The 14,316-nt window shown below is 71.3% G+C and carries 9 protein-coding genes and 1 pseudogene; 8 read left to right on the top strand and 2 right to left on the bottom strand.

What is annotated here, in order from left to right:
* Window positions 1-35: 35 nt before the first annotated feature.
* On the bottom strand, window positions 36-1,004 hold the full coding sequence (locus I2W78_RS03140) for a lysylphosphatidylglycerol synthase transmembrane domain-containing protein (protein ID WP_196456712.1): 969 nt from the start codon (window positions 1,002-1,004) through the stop codon (window positions 36-38).
* 156 nt (window positions 1,005-1,160) lie between these two features.
* Between I2W78_RS03140 and I2W78_RS03135 the strand changes: the two genes are divergently transcribed.
* Window positions 1,161-3,062, top strand: coding sequence for an ABC transporter ATP-binding protein (locus I2W78_RS03135; RefSeq protein WP_196464383.1), 1,902 nt, complete (start codon window positions 1,161-1,163; stop codon window positions 3,060-3,062).
* Window positions 3,063-3,322: 260 nt separating this feature from the next.
* Here I2W78_RS03135 and I2W78_RS03130 read toward each other — a convergent pair whose 3' ends face one another.
* On the bottom strand, window positions 3,323-3,877 hold the full coding sequence (locus tag I2W78_RS03130) for a hypothetical protein (protein WP_230885303.1): 555 nt from the start codon (window positions 3,875-3,877) through the stop codon (window positions 3,323-3,325).
* A gap of 481 nt (window positions 3,878-4,358) precedes the next feature.
* Here I2W78_RS03130 and I2W78_RS41035 point away from each other — a divergent pair, with 481 nt between their 5' ends.
* The 7 genes and pseudogenes from I2W78_RS41035 to I2W78_RS03100 all read left to right on the top strand — a co-directional run bounded on the left by I2W78_RS41035 (window position 4,359) and on the right by I2W78_RS03100 (window position 14,220).
* Window positions 4,359-7,742 (top strand): ALF repeat-containing protein, encoded by a 3,384-nt coding sequence (locus tag I2W78_RS41035; protein WP_196456710.1) that lies wholly within the window; start codon window positions 4,359-4,361, stop codon window positions 7,740-7,742.
* Between the two features lie 83 nt (window positions 7,743-7,825).
* On the top strand, window positions 7,826-8,248 hold the full coding sequence (locus I2W78_RS40090) for a hypothetical protein (RefSeq protein WP_230885302.1): 423 nt from the start codon (window positions 7,826-7,828) through the stop codon (window positions 8,246-8,248).
* On the top strand, window positions 8,245-9,765 hold the full coding sequence (locus I2W78_RS40085; protein WP_307783584.1) for a DNA/RNA non-specific endonuclease: 1,521 nt from the start codon (window positions 8,245-8,247) through the stop codon (window positions 9,763-9,765). Before I2W78_RS40090 ends, I2W78_RS40085 begins: the two co-directional genes overlap by 4 nt.
* A gap of 36 nt (window positions 9,766-9,801) precedes the next feature.
* The gene (locus tag I2W78_RS03115; RefSeq protein ID WP_196456709.1) at window positions 9,802-10,821 is read left to right on the top strand and encodes a hypothetical protein; all 1,020 of its coding nucleotides are present in this window, start codon (window positions 9,802-9,804) and stop codon (window positions 10,819-10,821) included.
* A pseudogene (locus I2W78_RS40080) lies at window positions 10,802-11,358 on the top strand (hypothetical protein); the annotation flags it as partial. The gene I2W78_RS03115 and the pseudogene I2W78_RS40080, both read left to right, overlap by 20 nt.
* Before the next feature lie 1,147 nt (window positions 11,359-12,505).
* Complete coding sequence (locus tag I2W78_RS03105; protein WP_196456708.1) at window positions 12,506-13,591, top strand: S-(hydroxymethyl)mycothiol dehydrogenase; 1,086 nt, start codon at window positions 12,506-12,508, stop codon at window positions 13,589-13,591.
* Window positions 13,591-14,220 carry an MBL fold metallo-hydrolase gene (locus tag I2W78_RS03100; RefSeq protein WP_196456707.1) on the top strand — a complete coding sequence of 210 codons (630 nt, stop codon included), beginning with the start codon at window positions 13,591-13,593 and terminating at the stop codon, window positions 14,218-14,220. Before I2W78_RS03105 ends, I2W78_RS03100 begins: the two co-directional genes overlap by 1 nt.
* Window positions 14,221-14,316: the final 96 nt, after the last annotated feature.

Below are 14,316 nucleotides of genomic sequence, written 5' to 3'. Positions count from 1 at the left end.
GCACGTTACTGGTCGTTCGGGCCGCAGTGACTGGCTCAGATCACCTTCAGCCGCACCAGCGCGCCCAGCGTCAACGCCCCCGGCAGCAGCGGCAGCCAGACGGTGATGATGCGGTACGCCAGGACCACCGCCGTGGCCACGGCGGCCGGGCTGCCCGCCGCGACCAGCGCCACGATCAGCGCCGCCTCGACCGAGCCGAGCCCACCCGGCGTGGGCACCACGGCGACCGCGACGGTCGCGGCCAGATACGCGACGACCATGTGCCACAGGGGTATCTCCAGCCCCAACGCCAGCCCCACCGCGACCAGCCCGGCCGCCTGCAACGCGGGGAACGCCAGCGAACCGCCCCACAGGGCCAGCGCCCGCGACGGACGGGTGTGCACCGAGCGCGCCTCGCCCAGTGCCGTGCGCACGAAGGAGAAGACGGCCGTGCGCAGCCGTCGTACGAGAAGCAGCACAGCCGCCGCCACCAGCGCGGCCGCGCCCAGTACGAGCAGCAGCGGGCCGGCCACGTCGTCCGGCAGCAGGGTGCCGAGCCGCAGCGCGCCGGGGAAGGCGATCAGCAGCACGGCCAGCATGCCGACCCGGGCGATGCTCTCGGCCAGCAGATAGAGCGCCACGGCGGCCGACGAGCGGGCCAGCGGCAGCCCGCACACCGTCATGAACCGCAGGTTGACCGCGCTGGAGCCCAGCCCGGTCGGCAGCATGTGGTTGGCCGCCATCGCCGCGACCTGCGTGGCGAGCAGCCGGAAACCCGGCAGCCGCTCCACGACCGCGCCCTGCCGGGTCACCGCCATCGCGACCCAGGTCAGGCAGGTGGCGCCGCCCGCCGCCAGCAGCCACGGCCACTTCGCCGTCGCCAGGTGGTGGAAGCCCTCGCCGAGCACGTCGCGGTGCCGCACCGCGAGGTACGCCACGAAGGCGAGCGGGAGCAGGCCCAGGATCAGCCGGAAGGGGATGCGTCTGGGGCGCCGTCCCGCGGGTTGTTGTTCGACCGCTGTCACACTTCGAGAGGTTTTCCGCACCGCCTCAACTGCGGGTTGCGGAAGCGCGGACGGGGGATTACGTACGGGGAGCGAGCCGACAACGATCTCCCCGAGGGCCCGCACAGAACGCTTGACCTCAAGTTTGGTCGAGGTTCTACCGTCGGCTGTATGAGCATGGAGACCACGGCGTGGACGCAGCTGCACAGCGTCATGAACGCCACGCAGGAACGCCGCCCCCTCGCCCGCGCCACGCTGCGCCGCATCGCCGCGTTCGCCCGCCCGCACCGCCCCCGGATCGTGCTGTTCGTACTGCTCGGGGTGGCGACCGCGCTGCTCGCCGTCGCGACCCCCGTGCTCGCCGGACGCGTCGTCGACGCGATCGTGACGAACGGCGACGAGCGGACCGTCGTACGCCTCGCGCTGCTGATCGCGCTCATCGCGCTGGTGGAGGCGGCCCTCGGCATCCTCGGGCGCAGGCTCTCGGCGGCGCTGGGAGAGGGGCTCATACTCGATCTGCGGACGGCCGTGTTCGACCATGTGCAGCGTATGCCGGTCGCGTTCTTCACCCGCACCCGCACGGGAGCGCTCGTCAGCCGGCTCAACAACGACGTGATCGGCGCCCAGCGGGCGTTCAGCAACACCCTGTCCGGCGTGGTCAGCAACCTCGTCACGCTGGTGCTCACCCTCGCCGTCATGCTCACCCTGTCCTGGCAGGTCACCCTGCTCGCGCTGGTGCTGCTGCCGGTGTTCGTGATCCCGGCCCGGCGGATGGGCAGCCGGATGGCCCGGATGCAGCGGGAGGCGGCGACGCTGAACGCGGCCATGGGCACCCGGATGACGGAACGCTTCTCGGCTCCCGGCGCCACGCTGGTCAAGCTGTTCGGCCGCCCGGAGGAGGAGTCCGCCGAGTTCGCCGTCCGGGCCCGCCGGGTCGCGGACATCGGTATCCGTACGGCGACCGCGCAGTCGGCGTTCATCACCGCGCTGACCCTGGTGTCGGCGCTCGCCCTGGCCCTGGTCTACGGCCTCGGCGGCTGGTTCGCCCTGCGCGGCACCCTGGAGCCCGGAGCCGTGGTGTCGCTCGCCCTGCTGCTGACCCGCCTGTACGCGCCGCTCACGGCGCTCGCCGGGGCGCGCGTCGAGGTGATGAGCGCCCTCGTCAGCTTCGAGCGCGTCTTCGAGGTGCTCGACCTCAAGCCGCTCATCGAACAGAAGCCGGACGCCGTCGAGGTGCCCGAAGGGCCGGTGTCGGTGGAGTTCGACGACGTCCGCTTCGGCTACCCCTCCGCCGACAAGGTCTCCCTCGCCTCCCTGGAGGAGGTGGCCGCCCTCGACAGCCGCGGTGGCGCCGAGGTCCTGCGGGGCATCTCCTTCCGCGCCGAACCCGGCCGGACCATCGCCCTCGTCGGCTCCTCCGGCGCGGGCAAGTCGACGATCGCGCAGCTGCTGCCCCGCCTGTACGACGTCGACGGGGGCGCCGTCCGGGTCGGCGGCGTCGACGTCCGCGACCTGAACGCAGGGTCCCTGCGTGCCACCGTCGGCATGGTCACCCAGGACGGCCACCTGTTCCACGACACGGTCCGCGCCAACCTGCTGCTCGCCCGCCCCACCGCGACGGACGACGAACTGTGGGACGCCCTGCGCCGGGCCCGCCTGGACACTCTCGTCCGCTCGCTCCCCGACGGCCTGGACACCGTGGTCGGCGAACGCGGCTATCGCCTCTCCGGCGGCGAACGCCAGCGCATGACCATCGCCCGCCTGCTCCTCGCCCGCCAGCGGGTGGTGATCCTCGACGAGGCCACGGCCCACCTCGACAACACCTCCGAGGCGGCCGTGCAGGAGGCCCTCACCGAGGCACTTCAGGGCCGCACCGCCCTCGTCATCGCCCACCGCCTGTCCACCGTGCGGTCCGCCGACCTGATCCTCGTCCTCGAGGACGGCCGCATCGTCGAACGGGGCACGCACGAGGGGCTGTTGGCGGCGGGGGGACGGTACGCGGAGCTGTATCGGACGCAGTTCGAGGAACGGGCGGGGGAGATGGAGGCGGGGGAGATGGCGGAGGTGGCGGCGGCCTGAGGGGCGGCGCTGTCGTGCTGGAGACCGCCGCGGCGGAGGGGGTGCAGGAGCCGGAGTACGTCCGGGACAGGGTGGTCACTGCGGACCTGGGGAAACGTCGGCCCCGGGTCTCGAAGGCCGACGTCACGCAAGGCCCCGAACAAACCAACAGAATCCCTGCCTGCCGGTCCGGTGCAGTCCCAAGGGTCTGCAGAGATGGGACTCAGGGGTTCCTTGACGGCGGTGGACCGGGGCTGACCAGGGAGGTTCCGGGACCCTGGCTACTTGGTGATCCGGATCTCCACGAGCATGTGGTCGCGGCCCTCGGGGTCCGCGGTCTCGCCCACCGGCGTCCAGGTGTTCTTGGTAATCTCGTAGGACTTCTCCTCGCTGCCGACGGTCATGTTGACCGTGGTGGAGTAGTCATTGCCCTTGAACGAGAAGACGGCGGGGATCTCCAGGGTCAGCCAGCCCTCGTTGCCGACGGTGTTGAAGCAGATCTTGTCGGCCCTGTCGCGGGCCAGGAGCTCCAACTGCCCGGTTCCTGACACGCAGTCGGCGAGCGTGATGTGGCCGTCGCCCCGCTTCAGGACGATGTTCTGCTCCGCCAGGATCTTGTCGGCCTGGGGGTAGTCGAAGTCCTCCACGGCATAGCCGGGGGTGTCCCCCGCGACCAGCGCGGCGGTGTCGCCGGCCTCTGCGGTGCCTGTGCCCCCGTCCTGCGCGCCGCCGACAACCGCGATCCAGGCCAGCGCACCGCCGGCGGCGGCGCCGAGTACCCGTACCGTGAGCCGAATTCTCCGCGGCTTTCCGACGTTGGTGCTGATTTCCTTCATCGCATCCCTAATTTCGTAGCCACTGCCCGGACTTGGACTTGAAAACCACCGGTCGCGAAAAAGGGAAAGCCGCACACGCGGAATGAAAGCCCCCCTTGCGCACCATTGGCGCGCCTCCGCGACGCACTGTTCGAACCCCCGGTGATCGTCATCGGCCCTGGCATCCCAGCACGGCGACGCACCCACGTCCAGCGCCGTGAACTGCTCATACCTGGACATTGGATACAAGTCTTCCGTGACCTGTGTCACGACGGGAGAAGGCTGTATGAGCTGGCGTCAGGATTCCGTAAAAAGATTGTGCCGATCCGTCAAATCACCATGTATCGACGCCTGTTGGAGTCCCGGCAGGTCCAACGTCCCGAGAATTTCTATGACGTTGATACTGTTCGAATTGTGGCGGGGGTCGATCCATGGATCCGCCGTCCGTCACGGCGCGAGATTCGACACGTCAGCGCATTACTCTTAGAAGGGCAAGTCCCGTATGCAGACAGCTTTCTGGAGCAGACGCCGCGTCCTCGGCGCGCTCGCGGCCGCGACCGCTGTCGCCGCCACCCCCTCGGTCCTGCGACCGGCCACCGCCGCGGCCGCCGAGACGGCAGGCGCCGACCCGGTGCCGCTGCCGAACACCGATCGCGCCAAGGTCGTCCGCGCGTGGCTGACTGGCGGCAGGGGCGTCAAGGCCACTGCCACCATGGCCCTCTACGGGACCGACACCGAGATCCAGACCTTCCTCGCCGAGACGCTGCCGCAGCAGACCGTGCAGGACAACCGGGTCGCGATCGTTCGCAGCCTGGACCGCGCGGGCAAGGGCCTGCGCCGCGAGGCCGTCGCCGCCCTGGACAACGGCGACCAAGCGATAGCCGACTTCCTCTCGGCGGGCTTCGCACCCGCTATCCGCGAGGACCTCCAGGTCGCCACCAGCATCGTCTCGTCCACCGGCGGCAGGGGAGTGGTGCGCGAGGCCAACGCCGCGCTCAACGCCGGCACCGAACAGGCCCTCGTCGCCTTCCTCGCCGACAAGCAGTACGACGCGCGGCTGGAGGACACCCGGGTCCAGGTCACCGCCATGCTGATGAACGGCGGCCCGGAGGTGCAGAAGTACGCGGACCGCGCGCTCAGCGGCACCGCCCAGGACGTCGAGTGGTTCATCGAGACCGGCCAGCACATCGCGCGCGCCCGCGACCAGGAGTCGGCGACCATCGAGGAGCTGGTGGCCGTCGTCGAGCGCGAGGGCAAGCGCGCCGAGCGCGAGACGAACCTGGCCGTCGAGGCCGGGGCCCGCGCCGAGACCGCCGCCACCAAGGCCAAGGAGGCCGCCGAGAAGGCCGCCGCCGAGGCCGCCGCCGCCCAGAGCGACGTGCAGAAGTCGGGGGCCGCGGCCCGCAAGGCGGCGAGCGCGGCGAAGGGCGCGGCCGACGCCGCCCGCAACGCCGTCAACGCCTCCAACGCCGCCGTGAATGCCTCCCGCCGCGCCTCCTGGGCCGCCGCAGGCGCCGCCCAGGCCGCCGCGAAGGCCGGCAACGCCGCCGCCCGCGCCTACAACGCCGCGATCGCCGCGTCCAAGGACGCCGGCAAGGCGGAGGCCGCCAAGAACGCCGCGGTCGCCGCCCGCAACGCCGCAGCCAAGGCCCGCAGCGCCGCCGCGGCTGCCGACAAGGCGGCCCTCGCCGGCGACGCGTCCGCCTCCGCCGGGCTGGCCGCCGCCTCCGCCGCCCGCAACTCGGCCGCCGCCGCGACCGCCGCCGCCCAGGCCGCCGTCTCCGCCGGTGCCGCCAAGGCGGAGGCCGACGAGGCCAAGCGCCAGGCCGCCATCGCCACCAGCGCCGCCAACCGCGCCACCAATGCCGCCTCCGCCGCCCAGGCCCTGGCGACCGCCGCCGCCAAGGCGGCCCGCACCGCCCGGGACGCCGCCAACTCCGCCGCTGCCCACGCCGACAAGGCCGCGGCCGCCGCCGAGGAGGCCGTGAAGTACGCGGGTCAGGCCGTCGACTACGCCAACAAGTCGACCGCCCACGCCACGGAGGCCGTGAAGGCCGCCAACGTCGCCACCAAGGCCGTCAGCGACGCCATCGAGGTGGAGAAGAACGCCCGCGCCGCCGAGGCGCAGACCCTGGAGCAGGACAAGCAGCAGGCCATCGAGGAGGCCCAGCAGCTCGCCGCCATCGAGCAGGCCGAGCTCTCCGACGTCCGCGAGAAGCGGCTGATGGAGGAGCGCGACACCCAGGCGACCAAGGACCTCATATCCAGGGCGGAAGAGGCCCTGTACTCCGGCGACATGGCGGTCGCCGCGACCCTGGGCCGACAGGCCGCGGTCGCCCTGATGGAGGCCCGCGGGGCCAACACCCGGCAGGCCGCCCAGCACGCCCTCGCCGGCTCCGACGACGACGTCTACGCCTGGATCGACCTCGACCGAGCCCTCGCCCAGACGCAGGACGACCGCGAAACCACCCTCCACGTGGCGACGATCGGCGGACCGAAGGTCGCCGCGGCCGCCGCGGCCGCGCTGGAGAGCAACGACTCCAAGGCCGTCGGCGACTTCCTCACCGGCGGCATGAAGCGCGCCTCGGACGAGGACCTGCGCGTCGCCATCACCAAGATCCTCGGCGACAACGCGGGCCGGGCCGTCACCGAGGCCGGTAACGACGCGCTCGACAAGAACACGACCGAGTCCCTCAACCACTTCTTCGACCATGCCTACCCCGTGGCCGTCCAGGAGGACGACCGCGTCCGGGCGAGTGAGCTGATCCACACCGGGGGCGCCTTCACCAAGGCCTACGCGGAAGTCGCGCTCGAAGGACCGCAGTGGATGCTGCGGAACTTCATCACCGTGATCCAGTACCGCACGGCCCAGCTCGACTTCGACACCGCCACCCACGTCGCCGCCGTCCGCGGGGCCATCGCCGCCGCCGCGAAGATCGCGGAGAAGGCGCAGCAGGACGCGGCCCTCGCCTCGAAAGCCGCCGCCGACGCCCGCAACGCCGCCGCCGAGGCTCAGCAGTGGGCGCAGAAGGCGCTCGACTCCGCCGCCAAGGCCGATGACTACGCCCAGCAGGCGCGGGACAACGCCGACGCCGCCGACAAGTCGGCCGCCGACGCCCAGGCCTCCGCCGCCACGGCGAAGAACGCCGCCGCCACCGCCCGCGGCGCCGCCCGCTCCGCCAACTACTCGGCCAACAAGGCCGTCGACTCGGCGCGCGCGGCCCTCGCCTCCTCCGCCGCGGCCCAGCGCTCCGCCGCCGCGGCCCGCGCCGCCGAGCTCGCCGCCTCCGCCGACGCGAAGGCCGCCGCCGCCGCGTACGCCCAGGCCAAGCAGATCGCCGCCGACAAGAAGCGGGCCGAGGAGATCGCGAAGGCCAAGGAGGCCGCGCGCAAGGCCCAGGAAGAGCGCGAGGCCAAGCAGGACCCGGCCAACAACGACAAGAACAACCAGGTCAACCCGAACGGCACCGCGGACGGCGACGCCGACGAGTGGTGGAACGACGCCCAGTTCTACGCGGACGCCGCCAACATGGTCAGCATCGGCGCCGGGTTCCTGGCGGCCGGCTGCGCCCTCGCCGCCATCGTCTTCCCGCCGGCCCTCGCCGCGGCCGGCTTCTTCGCCGGCGTCTCCGCGGGCGCGGGCGCCCTCGGCACCCTCTTCACGGGCATCGAGCACGGCTTCACCAGCGGCGCCTTCTGGGAGTCCGCCGTCGGCACCGGCCTGAGCCTGGTCTCCTTCGGCGCCTACAAGTGGCTCGGCGCCGCCGACAAGGCGCTCGGCGGCAGCGTCGTCAAGCCCGTCGTCAGCAAGATCACAGACACCGGCGAGGACCTGGTCTCCGGCATCACGAAGAGCCTCAGCGACATCTGGGGCAAGGCGGCCTGATTTCCCTCCCTTCTCTTTCCTGGGGGTGCCGCAATCAAGCGGCACCCCCACCCCCCGTGCTCTCAATGAAAGGTCCTGCCCCTATGCATGGAATACGTGGCGGGCGCGCGACAAGGAGACGCGCCCGCTCGACGGTCCTGACCGTCCTCACCGCCCTGACCCTCGTCGTCACGACAGCCGCGACGAGCCAGGCGGCCGAGCCGCCCGCGACGGCGAAGACCTCGTCCACCGCCAAGTCCGCAGCGCCCAGTGCGGAGACCACCGGGACCAGCAAGTTCGCGGCCGGCTCCGGTGAGGACTGCACCGCCACCGCGCCGGGCTCCAAGGAGCGCCGCGCGGGCGCCGTCGAGTCCTGTGTGACGGTCACCCCCGCCCCTGCGAAGGCGAAGACCCGCGCAGCCGGCGCCGCTCCTGCTACCACTGCTGCTACCACTGCCGCTGCCGCCGGAAGCTGCGACGTCACCAACCCGGCAACTACAGCTACGAGCGCTTCTCGTACTGCGTGACCGGCATCAACGTCACCTACATCCTCCGCGACAGCAGGGGTCTGGAGATCGGACGCGGCACCCTGGCGGTCTCCACCGGCGCCGACCTCTCCGCGACCGCCACGACCTGGAACGAGCAGGTCAACGTCACCATGACCAGCGCGTCCGGCGATGTCACCTCTCTGAACGCCAAGTTCCGCGCCTCCTGCGACGCCGGCTGCACGGCCACCAAGACCGCCCCCTGGTACGGCGGCGCCATCACCCTCGGCCAGACCCTCACCGGCAACGTCACCTTCTCCTCGGCGCAGACGGCGGGCTCCTCCGCCTCCTTCTACACGTCCTACGCGATGTATGTGACGTCCCCGGGCGCGACGGCGACCGACCCGAACGCGTCGTGGAAGAACGCGCGTCAGATCAGGTGCGACCACGCGGTCGGCGGCACTTCGGTGGCGGGGTGTGCGGTTCCGTCGGTCATGCCGGAGCTGTCGATGAGCACGCAGGGCTCGGATCAGGGCGGCGCGGTGGCGGCGTATCTGTGGGCCCAGAAGAACCTCACCGACCGCTGGGGGCTCAACACCGCACTGACCCGGTCGACGAGCGGCGTGGACGGCCGTACGAGCAGCACCTGTGGAAGCGGGGCGTCGGAGCCGTTCGCGGACGCCAGCGACCTCATACCGACCGACACCTGTGCCCAGTTCCCCTTCGCGGAGACGAAGGAGGGCGGAAGGGACGGTGCTCAGTGCGCCGAGCTCATTCCTTACTACGGCAACGGCGGATGGGTCATCCACGAGCTCAACGGCGGTTCGAGCCTCGACACCTCCCAGCGATGTGTGCGCGCCCATGTCGCCGCCGCTGACAAGCAGTTCGCGGACAGCCAGCTCGCCGACGGCTTCGCGGGCCAGCGGGTCATCGACGCCGACCAGTTCAAGCTGACGTTCACGGCGTCGCTCGACGGCTCGCACGCGGAGTGCCTGGGGATCTCGCCGGGGGGTGCGCGCCCGGCCGGCAACGGCTGGATCCTGAACACCACCGAACCGGTCCCGCACGTCAGGAAGAACGACCAGACGAGCGCGGCCGGCCACCGGGCGACCAAGGCCACCGCCTGCCTGGGCAAACAGCTCGGCCCCGGCAGTGAAGCGGGCGGAGACATCACCGGCTGGCAGGACGCGGCCGACTACGCCTCCGCGCGCAATCTCACCGAACAGCTCGCCCGGTGTCACCTGATCGCCAACATTCTCGGCGGGCGGATCTCGAAGAACCTCGTGCCCTGCTGGCAGGTCGGGATGAACACCGGTGCAGGCAGCATGTGGGAGTACGAGGAGCAGGTCCGGGACGAGGTGCGGCTGGCCTCGTTCAGCGAGGACGACGCGATCCTCTACGAGGTGACTCCCATCTATCTGAGCGCCGACAGCACGATTCCGGTGCGCGTTACGATGAGCGCCAAGATCGAGCGCGAGGACGGTTCGGTCGTACCGATGTTCCAAAACGTCGACATCTACAACACCCAGACCGGCGGAGCACACAACCTCGGCAACTGATCTCTCTACACCTTGTTCGTGCCCTCGGGAGCCAGCATGAGTTTCACCACCCCGCCGCGGCCGCTGGACGTGACCGCGCTCTTCCCTCAACTGGCCCCGCTGGCGCGGACGGCGACCCGGCTGCATCCGCGGCCGGGGTCACCGACGGTGCACGACAGTTCCGTCGGTGGGCCGCTGCTGTGGCCCACCGACGAGCCGTGGCCGCACTGCGAAGGACCGCACGAGAGGGGTGCGACGCGCAGGGTTCTGTCCCCGGACGACATCCGGCGCCTCCGCCATATCCAGGCGGCGATAGAGAGCCGGCGGCACCTCGGCGGCCCGGCCTCCCGGCCCACGCCTGAGGAACTGGCCACCGAGAAGCGGATCCTCCAGGGTCGCCCCTGGCCCGAGGACCCGGTCCCTCTGCTCCCTGTCGCCCAGCTGTACGCCCGTGACGTCCAGCTCCCGTTCAGCCCGCCCGGGGCCGACCTCCTCCAGGTCCTGTGGTGCCCCTTCGACCACCCGGCCCACCCCCGCACCGCGGTCTTCTGGCGCTCCGCCGGCACCGTCACCGACGTCCTCGGCGCGGCGCCCGAGCCGCCCGCGATCAAGTCCCAGGGCTATCTCCCGGAGCCGTCCCTGCTGGCACCGGAGCGGGTCACGGAGTACCCCGCCTTCATGGAGCTGGACAAGGAGCTGCGGCAGGAGCTGGGCGACCCGAGCCGGTGGGACGGCTCCTGCCCCGCCACCCCGCGGGAGTTCTACGAGAACGAGCTGTCCACTTCGCCCGGCTGGAAGACCGGCGGCTGGTCCCGCTGGGGCCTGTCCGACCCCATGCCCCGCCGCTGCCCGGAATGCGGCACCGAGGCGCTCCCGCTCCTCACCGTCGCCACCCTCGAATGGGATGCCGGCAGCGACAGCTGGGCCCCCGAGGAGGAGCGGACGCACCCGACTCCCCTCCTCCGCGGCACCCCGCCCGCAAACTTCACCCTGATCGGGATCGCCGGCGGCCACAGTCTCCAGCTCCACGCCTGCCCGGCCGACCCGTCCCACGCCCATATCGAGCTGGTGCAGTGACCGTCACGCCGGGAGCCGGCATGAGTTCACCACCCCACCGCGGCCGTTCGACGTGACCGCGCTCTTCCCTCAGCTGGCCCCGCTGGCGCGCACGGCGACCCGGCTGCACCCGCGGCCGGGGTCGCCGACGGTGCACGACAGCTCCGTCGGCGGGCCGCTGCTGTGGCCCGCCGACGGAGCTGTGGCCGTACTGCGCCGAGCCGCACGACCGGCACGCGGCGCCGGTGGTCCACTCCCCGGACGACGTCCGGCTCCTCCGCCGCGATCTCGCCGTAGCGGCGGAGCGGCGGCGCCTCGAACCCGAGGCACCCCAGTGGACCCGAGGAACGGGCGACCTGGGAGCGGCTCGCGGACCGCCCGTGGTTCGACGGCCCGATCCCCCTCCTCCCCGTCGCCCAGCTCTACGCTCGCGACGTCCCCTTCCCGCACCCGCCCGACGCGGACCTCCTCCAGGTCCTGTGGTGCCCCTTCGACCACGAGATGGCCCACCCCCGGACCGCCCTCTTCTGGCGCTCCTTTGCCACCGTCACCGATGTCTCACCGCTCCTGGCTCGCGCCTGGTCGCGGAGGCGAGCCGGACCGCCGGCGCGGAGGCCATCTGATCTTGGGTGCCCTCGGGAGGCGACCCTTCCTGTGCCCTTCACGTTCCTGATGTGGCGTCAGGCGCGTGCTCGGTGACGTCACAACAGCCTGGTTCGCACGGGAACGCAGGCAGGAGCCATGTCGTCAGAGTGAAGAACGCCCTTGACCTGCAGAACGCGGGCAGGGAGCCGTCTTTCGGGAGTCCAAAGTGCTGCGCACCATGTTCAAGTCCAAGACCTAACGCTTGGTCATTCCCGAAGCAAAGGCATGTTACCGGGCTGATGTCAGCAAGCAGTCGGCATCAAACGTGGTTGCGTCCTGGTGTTGCCGACCTCGGGCCGGGGAGTCAAGGACGGCTACTGTGCCAAGCCGACCCGTTGCCTGCACCCGTACGCGATTCGGTTCCGGGAACTCGGTAAGCAGCGTGAAGTGGCTGGCCAAAGCGCCCAGGACGACGCGGTCGAGCGTCTCACGCAGATCTACGCGGAGAAGAACACGACGGCATCAGCCATTGCCGAGGCCCGCCGCGAACTCGGTCAGCAGACGGTCGCGGAATGCGCGAAGCAGCGGCGCCCCCGGCAGCGCAGGGTGACGGAGCCTCGAAGGGGAGCAGGCGGTCGCAGGTCGCGGTGATGGCGGAGGGGCGGGCGGAGGTGCGGGGCAGGCGGTGACCGGGTATGTCCAGCTCCGGCTGCAGGGCGGCCATCTCGTCCAGCGGGTCGATCAGGCGGCACGCCGCTCGCCGGAACCTTCCGGCCGGGGTGTCCGTCACGGGCGCCCCCAAGTCCAGCGCGCTGCGCATCATCGCGGCGCTGGAGACCGCCCGCCGCGCAGTCCACGCAACCCACGGAGGAGACGGAAACGACATCCTCCTCCACCCGCTGAGACCGGCGGGACCCGCGCCCGGCGGGGTCGTGGCACCGCCATGTGCGGCGACCCCGCCAGGTTCGTGCTGCCGCACAGGGATCCCGACCAGCTGGGAGAACCCTCGTCGCGCTCCTTGACCCCCGGTCGGCGCTCAACGATGCTGTGTTGCGACACGTGAGATGTGTGCCGCAATGAGCAACATCTGATTCAACTCTCGACCAGTCGAGGAGTGGCCATGACGCACCAGGTCCGTGCTGTCGTCGCGCGGGGCAAGGGCGCCCCCGCCAGCCTGGAAACGATCATCGTGCCCGACCCGGGTCCGGGTGAGGCGCTCGTGAAGATCGAGGCCTGCGGGGTCTGCCACACCGATCTGCACTATCGCGAGGGCGGCATCAACGACGACTTCCCGTTCCTGCTGGGGCATGAGGCCGCGGGGATCGTGGAGTCGGTGGGGGAGGGGGTCACCGATGTCGCGCCCGGCGACTTCGTGATCCTCAACTGGCGTGCGGTGTGCGGCCAGTGCCGTGCCTGTCTGCGCGGAGAGTCGTGGTACTGCTTCAACACGCACAACGCCGAACAGAAGATGACCTTGCTGGACGGCACCGAGCTGTCGCCGGCCCTGGGCATCGGCGCCTTCGCGGAGAAGACGCTGGTCGCGGCCGGGCAGTGCACCAAGGTCGACCCGACCGCTTCGGCGGCCGCCGCCGGTCTGCTGGGGTGCGGCGTGATGGCCGGCATCGGCGCGGCCATCAACACCGGCAACGTCGGCCGAGGTGACTCGGTCGCCGTCATCGGCTGCGGCGGTGTCGGGGCGGCGGCGATCGCCGGGGCGAACCTGGCGGGCGCGGCCAAGGTCATCGCGGTCGACATCGACGACCGCAAGCTGGAGACGGCCGAGAACCTCGGCGCGACCCACACCGTCAACTCCAAGGAAGCCGACGCGGTCGAGGCGATCCGCGAGCTGACCGGCGGCTTCGGCGCCGACGTCGTCATCGAGGCGGTCGGCCGCCCGGAGACGTACAAGCAGGCCTTCTACGCCCGCGACCTCGCCGGTACGGTCGTCCTGGTCGGCGTACCGACCCCGGAGATGAAGCTGGAACTGCCGCTGCTGGACGTCTTCGGCCGTGGCGGGTCCCTGAAGTCCTCCTGGTACGGCGACTGCCTGCCCTCCCGCGACTTCCCGATGCTCATCGACCTCTACCTCCAGGGTCGGCTCGACCTGGACGCCTTCGTCACGGAGACCATCGCGCTGGACGAGGTCGAGAAGGCCTTCGAGCGGATGCACCACGGCGACGTGCTGCGCTCGGTGGTGGTCCTCTGATGGCCGCCCGCATCGAACACCTCGTCACCTCGGGCACGTTCTCGCTGGACGGCGGCACCTGGGACGTCGACAACAACGTGTGGATCGTCGGCGACGACAGCGAGGCGATCGTCATCGACGCCGCGCACGACGCCGAGGCCATCGCCCGGGCCGTCGGCGACCGGCGCCTCGCCGCGATCGTGTGCACGCACGCGCACAACGACCACATCGGCGCCGCGCCCGAACTCGCGGCGCACACGGGCGCCCCGGTCCTCCTCCACCCGGACGACCTGCCGCTGTGGAAGCAGACCCACCCCGACAGGACGCCGGACGCCGAACTGACCGACGGTCAGGGCCTCACGGTGGCCGGCACCGAGCTGACCGTGCTGCACACGCCCGGCCATGCCCCCGGCGCGGTCTGCCTATACGCGCCGGCCCTGTCGGCGCTCTTCAGCGGCGACACGCTCTTCGCGGGCGGGCCGGGGGCGACGGGACGGTCGTACAGCCACTTCCCGACCATCGTCGAGTCGATCCGGGACCGGCTGCTGACGCTGCCCGGAGGCACCGTCGTGCACACCGGACACGGGGAGACGACCACCGTCGCCGCCGAGGCCCCGCACCTCCAGGAGTGGATCGACCGCGGCTTCTGACGCCACCGGCGTTCCTCACGCGCCCGCCCTCGGCTCGCGGTCACCGCGAGTCGATGCGGCGGGCTGTTGTTGTTCTATGTGGATTGAGTTCTGGAT

The sequence above is a fragment of the Streptomyces spinoverrucosus genome, from assembly GCF_015712165.1.
Taxonomy (GTDB): domain Bacteria; phylum Actinomycetota; class Actinomycetes; order Streptomycetales; family Streptomycetaceae; genus Streptomyces; species Streptomyces spinoverrucosus_A.
This window is presented reverse-complemented; position numbering and strand designations above follow the sequence as displayed.